The following is a 6806-nucleotide window of genomic DNA, read 5'->3' as shown; positions in this document are numbered from 1 at the left end:
GCCTCCCGCTGCCCAACGGCGCGACCTGGCGGGCGGTGGACCCGGCCAAGGACCTGACCGAGGCCGCCAAGGAGCTCGGCGGCTGAGACGGCGGGCGTACGAACGCCCCCGCACCCGGAAAGGGTGCGGGGGCGTTCGTACGCCCGCCGTCTCAGCCGCCGAGCTCCTTGGCGGCCTCGGTCAGGTCCTTGGCCGTGTCGATCGCCCGCCAGTACGCGCCGTGCGGCAGCGGGAAGCCGGCCAGCCGCCGCTCGCGCGCCAGGCGCGGGAAGGTGGTGCGTTCGTGGTCGCCGCGCTCGGGCAGCAGGTCACGGAAGGCGGCGGAGAAGACGTACACGCCCGCGTTGATGAGGTAGGGCGAGGGCGGCGACTCGATGAAGTCGAGCACGTGCCCGAACTCGTCGGTCTCCACGGCTCCCCAGGGGATCCGGGGCCGGGCCAGTGCCAGGGTGGCCACCGCGTCACGCTCGTGGTGGAAGGCGGCCATCTCGCGGAGCGAGAAGCGGGTCCAGATGTCGCCGTTGGTGGCGTACCAGGGCCGGTCGGGGTGCGGCAGGGAGGCGGCCGCGAACCTCAGGCCGCCACCGCGGCCCAGCGGCTCCTTCTCCATCACCGTCGTCACGCGCAGCGGGAGGTCGGCGGAGGCGAGCCAGTCCTGGAGGACCTCGGCCAGGTGGCCGCAGGAGATCACGGCGTCAGTGACGCCCTCGGCGGCGAGCCAGGCCAGCTGGTGGCCGATGATCGGGGTCCCGGTGCCGGGGATCTCGACCATCGGCTTGGGGCGGTCGTCGGTGTACGGGCGCAGCCGCGACCCCTGGCCTCCGGCCAGGACCACGGCTTGGGTGGGGTACGGGTACGCGTGCGTGCCGGTCATGTTCCGCACGATATGCGGTGGCCCGGGCGGGGGTGCGGGCGGCATGGCGGGCGGTGTGCGAGGCGCTCGGCGCCGTACTGCGTGCGGTGCTGTGCGCGGTGCTACGGGTGCCGCCGCGGCCGCGCCCGTGGAGGACGGTCAGTGGCCCTGGACGACGCCGGAGGCGTACGAGGTGTCACAGACCGGCCGGGAGTAGGACTGGGCGCCCCTGGGGCCGTACTTGGCGACCGCCGCGCGGCCCAGGGCGCGGGCGATCTCGGCGCAGTGCCGGGCGAGCGAGGGGCGGCCGTTGGTGGCCGTCTGGAGGTGGCTGAGGGCGACGCTCGGGTTCTTCTCCTGGAGGTCCTTCAGCAGCTTGTCGCGGAGCACCTCGTGGGGCGCGCGGGCGGCCCTGGCCTGGGTGGAGGCGGTGTTGGAGGCGGCGGTCAGCACCTGGGTCTCGGAGGTGGGTGCCGCCCAGGGGACGCGGGTGACCGCGAGAGTCCCGGAGAGGACGAGCACGACGGGGAGGACGAGGGCGAGAGTTCTGCCGATGCGGCGGGCGGCCTGGTTCATGTCGCAGATGGTAGCGAGGCGTAATGATCGGACGACATTGTGTCACTCGGTCGAGCGAAGGAATTGGCCGGTGGTGCGGGCGCGACGTTGACGTACAGGACTCGAAAAGGGGTGTCTGGGTGGTTATTTGGTGACAGGGAGGGATCTGTGGCTCAAACTGCCGCCGCCCCGCACCGGTGGCCGGTGCGGGGCGGCGGAGCGTGACCGACCGCGGAGCGTCACGACGGTCCGCGAAGGCCGAGGTCAGTCGTCAGTCGCTGAGCCGCTCGCCGGAGGACGTCGAGAAGACGTGCAGCTCGCCCGGGCGCGGTACGACGTGCACGATGGCGCCCTTCTCGGGCACCCGGCGCCCGTTGACCCGGACGACGAGGTCCTTGCGCTCGTCGCCGAGCTCGGCGGTGCCGTACACATATCCGTCGGCGCCGAGCTCCTCCACCACGTTGACGGTGACGGCGAGGCCGGCCGGGGCGTCCTTGGACTCCTTGCTCAGGGCCTTCGTGGCCTCGCCGTTCTGCTCGACCACGTCGAAGTGCTCGGGCCGCACGCCGACCGTCACGGTGCGGTCGCCGCGGTCCGCGGCGGCGGAGAGCGCCTCGCGCGAGACGGGCACGACGCTGTTGCCGAACTTCACGCCGCCGTCGGTGATCGGCACCTCGACCAGGTTCATGGCCGGCGAGCCGATGAAGCCCGCCACGAAGAGGTTGGCCGGCCGGTCGTACATGTTGCGCGGGGAGTCGATCTGCTGGAGCAGCCCGTCCTTGAGCACGGCGACGCGGTCGCCCATGGTCATGGCCTCGACCTGGTCGTGGGTGACGTAGACGGTCGTGATGCCCAGGCGTCGCTGGAGCCCGGCGATCTGGGTGCGGGTCTGCACGCGTAGCTTGGCGTCGAGGTTGGACAGTGGCTCGTCCATCAGGAAGACCTGGGGCTCGCGCACGATGGCGCGGCCCATGGCGACGCGCTGGCGCTGGCCGCCGGAGAGCGCCTTGGGCTTGCGGCCCAGGTACTCGGTGAGGTCGAGGATCTTCGCGGCGTCCTCGACTTTCTGGCGGATCTCGGTCTTGTTGACGCCGGCGATCTTCAGGGCGAAGCCCATGTTGTCGGCGACGGTCATGTGCGGGTAGAGCGCGTAGTTCTGGAACACCATCGCGATGTCCCTGTCCTTGGGCGGCAGATGGGTGACGTCGCGGTCACCGATCCGGATCGTCCCGCCGTTGACGTCCTCCAGCCCCGCGAGCATGCGCAGCGAGGTGGACTTGCCGCATCCGGAGGGGCCGACGAGGACGAGGAACTCGCCGTCCTCGATGGCGATGTCGAGCTGGTCGACAGCGGGCTTGTCGGCACCCGGGTAGATGCGGGTCGCCTTGTCGTACGTGACCGTGGCCATGGTGTTGCGGTCCCTTCACCGGCAGGAACGTGCCGGACGATCCGAGTAGAGGGAGTGGTCCAGTCCAATTGGACGGGACTGACGGTGACGGTACCGGGGGAGGAGGCGGTTGTCAGCAGCCGGCGGGGCACGATGTGGTGTCGCCGGCCGCGTCCGTACGTCCCGGACGCCGGTGACGGGCGTAACTCCGTGGCTGGCGGAAGTGGACGATGTGTAGAGTGGACCAGCGTTCGCGGGCCGTGCCCCGGACTGCGTGCCGCCTTAGCTCAGTTGGCCAGAGCGTCGCTCTTGTAAAGCGAGGGTCGTCGGTTCGAATCCGACAGGCGGCTCAAATAAAGCGCAGGTCAGCGCATGAATCGGCCCTCCGTGAGTGATCACGGAGGGCCGATTCTCTTTGCGCCCGTGTATGGGCGCGGGGTGCTCAGTCGGCTACCGCCGGACCTCCTCGCCCTTGTACAGGCTCGGGCCGCCGGCCGGGTCCGCCGGACCGGTGGGCTCCACCGTGCGCGGTGCGTCCTGGTGGCCCGGCCACCACGCCTTGTGGCCCAGCAGGGAGGTGATCGTCGGGACCAGCAGCATCGCCATGATGAAGGCGGTGAGCAGGATGCCGAAGGCGACCGCGAAGCCCATCTGCTGGAGCATGGAGTTGTCGGCCAGCATCAGGACGCCGAAGGTGCCGGCCAGGATGACCGCCGCGGAGGCGACCGTGGGGGCCGAGCGGGCGACCGCGACGCGGATCGCCTCGCGGGCGGAGACGCCGCGGCGGACCTCTTCGCGGAGGCGGGCGACCATCAGGATGTTGTAGTCGGTGCCGATGGCCACCACGAAGAGATAGACGATGACCGGCAGCATGAACAGCAGGCCGTTCTTGTGCTGGAGGTCCTGGAAGAGCCAGACCGTCGCGCCGAGGGTCGCGGTGAAGCCCAGCGCCACGGAGATCATCAGATAGACCGGGGCGACGAGGCTGCGCAGCAGCAGACCCAGGATGATCATGATGGCGATGCCGGCCACGGGGAAGACGACCTTGTAGTCGTGGCTGACGGCCTTCTCCACGTCGGACAGGACCGCCGAGGTGCCGCCGACGAGGGCCTCGCTGCCCTCGGGAGCCGCGGCGTGGGCGCTGTCGCGCAGGGCGCCGCCGGCCAGTTCGATGGCCTTGTCCTCGGTCGGGCGGTACTTGAGGACGACGCTGTACTGCGCGACGCTGCCGTCGGAGCTGGTGTCGGTGAGATTGACCGCGCCGACGCCGCCCACGTCCTCGATCCTGCCCTTGAACGCGGCCAGGGCGCCCTTGTCGAGCGGCGCGCCGGACTTGGAGCGGACGTAGACCATGGCCGGGTCGGACTGGCCGGCGGAGAAGCCGCGCTGGAGGTCCTTCATCGCCTGCACCGACTCCAGCTTCTGCGGGAGCTGGCTGTCGGTGTCGAACTCGGCCTTGAAGCTGAAGGTGCCCACGGCGAGCACGGCGAGGACCACCGCGGACAGGGCCGCGATGACGCCGGGGCGGCGGGCGACGGCGGAGCCGAGGCTGTTGGAGACGCGGTTGCGCGGGGTCTTCTTCCACGCCTTGGACGGCCAGAACGCCTTGGTGCCCAGGAGGGAGAAGACGGCGGGCACGAGCGTGAGGGCGGCGACCAGGGTCACGGCGACCGAGATGGCCAGGGAGGGGCCCATCGCGCGCATCATGCCCATGGTGGACAGCAGCAGGGCGAGGAAGGCGACGATGACGGCGCCGGCGGCGGAGGCGATGGTCTCGCCGACCCGGGCGACGGCGTTGACGAGGGCTTCCTTGGCCGGCCGGCCGGCCCGGAGCTCCTCGCGGTAGCGGAAGAGCAGGAAGAGGATGTAGTCGGTGCCGACGCCGAAGAGGACGACGATGAGGATGGCGGAGATGGAGTTGTCCGCCTTGAGTCCGCCGAGCTCGGCGGCGGTGCCGATCAGGCCGAGGGCGACCATGAAGACGACGCCGATGATGAGGACCGGCAGGATGGCGATGAGCGGGCTGCGGAAGATCAGGAGCAGCAGCACGATGATCAGGAGGAAGGTCGCCGACATGATCATGGCGTCGGTGTCGCCGGAGGATTCCGCCGAGTCGAGCTCGGTCGCCGCCTGACCCGTGATGCCCATCTTCAACTGGGTGCCCTTGAGCAGGGGCTTGGCGTCCTCGCGGAGGTTCTTGACGGCGTCCGGCAGGGTCTTGTCGCCGGGCTTGGCCTTGGCCTTGCCTTCGGTGGCGACGATGTTGGCGAGGGCGATCTCATGGTTGGGGGAGATGGCCTGGGGGCTGGTCGCCACCTTGGCTATGCCCTCGCGGTGCTTGGCCTGCAGGCCGGCGGCGATCTTCGCGACGTCCCGCTGATCGGCGGGGCCGAGCTCGGCGCCGTCGGTCCGCTGGAAGACGGCGATGGCGGAGGGCTGTTCGGTCTTGGGGAACGCCTTTTCCTGGAGTTTGCCCACCTGTACGGATTCGTAATGCGAAGGGAGGAATTCCGTTTCATCCGTTGTCGACTTCAGGCCCGGGGCGAGCAGGGCAAGCGCCACGGCGGCGATGATCCACCCCGCTATGGTCAGCCAGGGCCGGTGGACGGCGAACCGTCCTACTGCTCGGAACATGGTGCTCCTTCAACGTGTGATTCGGCGCTGCCCGGCGGAAGAACGACAAGGAAACGAGTTCGGTACGGGCGACAACACGCTAGGCGGCGAAGTTCCCGGCTCACAATGGAATCCGGGGGAAATCGGTCCTGAGGTGGGGTTGTTCTCATCCGGCCGGAGGAGGGGCTCTCACCCGTGAGGTAGAGAAACGTCACGCCGACCGCCTCCGTGCGGATTACTCTGCCCTCATGAGCGATGCCGCCACTGCTTCCCCGCCGCCGTCCGAGGGGCCCGTGGCCCCTTCCGCCTACGTCGCCCGCATGGAGCGCGCCGCCGTGTCGGCCGCCGACGCGGGACTCGCCGGTGTGATCGTCACTCCGGGCCCCGACCTGGCCTGGCTGACCGGCTATCAGCCGGCCATGACGGAGCGGCTGACCGCGCTGCTGCTCAGCGCGGGCCGCAGGCCCCAGCTGCTGGTGCCGGCGCTGGAGCGGCCGGACGCCGAACACGCGCCGGGCGCCAGGGGTTTGACGATCACGGGCTGGACGGACGGCCAGGATCCGTACGCCGCCCTGGCGCCGCTGCTGGGGGAGCGGGGGCGCTACGGCGTCTCGGACGACGCCTGGGCCCTGCACCTGCTGGCGTTCCAACGGGTGTGCCCCGGCGTGTCGTACGGCGCGTTCACCGAGGTGCTGCCGATGCTGCGGGCGGTGAAGGACGCGTACGAGGTGGAGCGGCTCGCGGCGGCGGGTGCGGCGGCGGACGCGGTGTACGAGGACATCGTGAAGCTGCGGTTCGCGGGGCGGCGTGAGCAGGACGTGGCCGCCGACCTGGCCCGGCTGCTGCTCGAACGCGGCCACAGCCAGGTGGACTTCACGGTGGTGGGCTCCGGGCCGAACGGCGCGAATCCGCACCACGACGCGGGGGACCGGGTCATCGAGACCGGCGACATGGTCGTGATGGACTTCGGCGGCCTGCTGGACGGCTACGGCTCCGACACGACGCGCACGGTCCACGTGGGCGAGCCGTCCGCCGAGGAGCGCAAGGTGCACGACGTGGTGCGCGAGGCGCAGCAGGCGGCCTTCGAGGCGGTGCGGCCGGGCGTGGCGTGCCAGGAGATCGACCGGGTGGCGCGGCAGGTGATCCGGCGGGCCGGGTACGGGGAGTACTTCATCCACCGTACGGGCCACGGCATCGGAGTGACGACGCACGAGCCCCCGTATCTGGTCGAGGGGGAGCATTTGCCGCTGGTTCCGGGGATGTGTTTCTCGATCGAGCCGGGGGTTTATCTGCCCGGCCGTTTCGGTGTGCGCATCGAGGACATTGTCACATGCACGGAATCGGCCGGGCGGCGGTTGAACAATACGTCGCGGGAGTTGCGGATCGTGGCCTGAAACA

Annotated in this window: 5 protein-coding genes, 1 tRNA gene and 1 pseudogene; 3 read left to right on the top strand and 4 right to left on the bottom strand. The window is 70.3% G+C overall.

Annotated elements, in window-relative coordinates:
- Nucleotides 1-86, top strand: a pseudogene (locus tag J7E86_RS30650) (nucleotidyltransferase family protein); the annotation flags it as partial.
- A 65-nt stretch (nt 87-151) separates the two neighbouring features.
- Here J7E86_RS30650 and J7E86_RS01565 read toward each other — a convergent pair.
- From J7E86_RS01565 to J7E86_RS01555, 3 genes are all read right to left on the bottom strand, one after another.
- On the bottom strand, nt 152-874 hold the full coding sequence (locus J7E86_RS01565; protein ID WP_215078951.1) for a nucleotidyltransferase family protein: 723 nt from the start codon (nt 872-874) through the stop codon (nt 152-154).
- A 138-nt stretch (nt 875-1012) separates the two neighbouring features.
- A complete protein-coding gene (locus J7E86_RS01560; RefSeq protein ID WP_215078949.1) occupies nt 1013-1429 on the bottom strand; it encodes a hypothetical protein in 417 nt (138 codons plus the stop codon).
- 250 nt (nt 1430-1679) lie between these two features.
- A complete protein-coding gene (locus J7E86_RS01555) occupies nt 1680-2816 on the bottom strand; it encodes an ABC transporter ATP-binding protein (protein WP_215078947.1) in 1137 nt (378 codons plus the stop codon).
- A gap of 255 nt (nt 2817-3071) precedes the next feature.
- Here J7E86_RS01555 and J7E86_RS01550 point away from each other — a divergent pair.
- Nucleotides 3072-3145 (top strand) — tRNA-Thr (locus tag J7E86_RS01550).
- 100 nt (nt 3146-3245) lie between these two features.
- On the opposite strand, the gene J7E86_RS01545 is transcribed toward J7E86_RS01550, so the two are convergent.
- Nucleotides 3246-5429: an MMPL family transporter gene (locus tag J7E86_RS01545; protein WP_215078945.1), complete on the bottom strand. Its 2184-nt coding sequence runs from the start codon at nt 5427-5429 to the stop codon at nt 3246-3248.
- Between the two features lie 227 nt (nt 5430-5656).
- Between J7E86_RS01545 and J7E86_RS01540 the strand changes: the two genes are divergently transcribed.
- On the top strand, nt 5657-6802 hold the full coding sequence (locus J7E86_RS01540) for an aminopeptidase P family protein (RefSeq protein ID WP_215078943.1): 1146 nt from the start codon (nt 5657-5659) through the stop codon (nt 6800-6802).
- Nucleotides 6803-6806: the final 4 nt, after the last annotated feature.

It is taken from the genome of Streptomyces sp. ISL-11, from assembly GCF_018614525.1.
In the GTDB taxonomy this organism is placed as follows: domain Bacteria; phylum Actinomycetota; class Actinomycetes; order Streptomycetales; family Streptomycetaceae; genus Streptomyces.
The sequence above is the reverse complement of the archived record's forward strand: the minus strand, read 5'-3'. Positions and strand labels throughout refer to the sequence as shown.

What these genes read in the sequence shown, in the direction of transcription:
- J7E86_RS01545 (WP_215078945.1), bottom strand. Translation starts at nt 5,429, where the DNA reads ATGTTCCGAGCAGTAGGACGGTTCGCCGTCCACCGGCCCTGGCTGACC.
- J7E86_RS01540 (WP_215078943.1), top strand. Translation starts at nt 5,657, where the DNA reads ATGAGCGATGCCGCCACTGCTTCCCCGCCGCCGTCCGAGGGGCCCGTG.
- J7E86_RS01565 (WP_215078951.1), bottom strand. Translation starts at nt 874, where the DNA reads ATGACCGGCACGCACGCGTACCCGTACCCCACCCAAGCCGTGGTCCTG.
- J7E86_RS01560 (WP_215078949.1), bottom strand. Translation starts at nt 1,429, where the DNA reads ATGAACCAGGCCGCCCGCCGCATCGGCAGAACTCTCGCCCTCGTCCTC.
- J7E86_RS01555 (WP_215078947.1), bottom strand. Translation starts at nt 2,816, where the DNA reads ATGGCCACGGTCACGTACGACAAGGCGACCCGCATCTACCCGGGTGCC.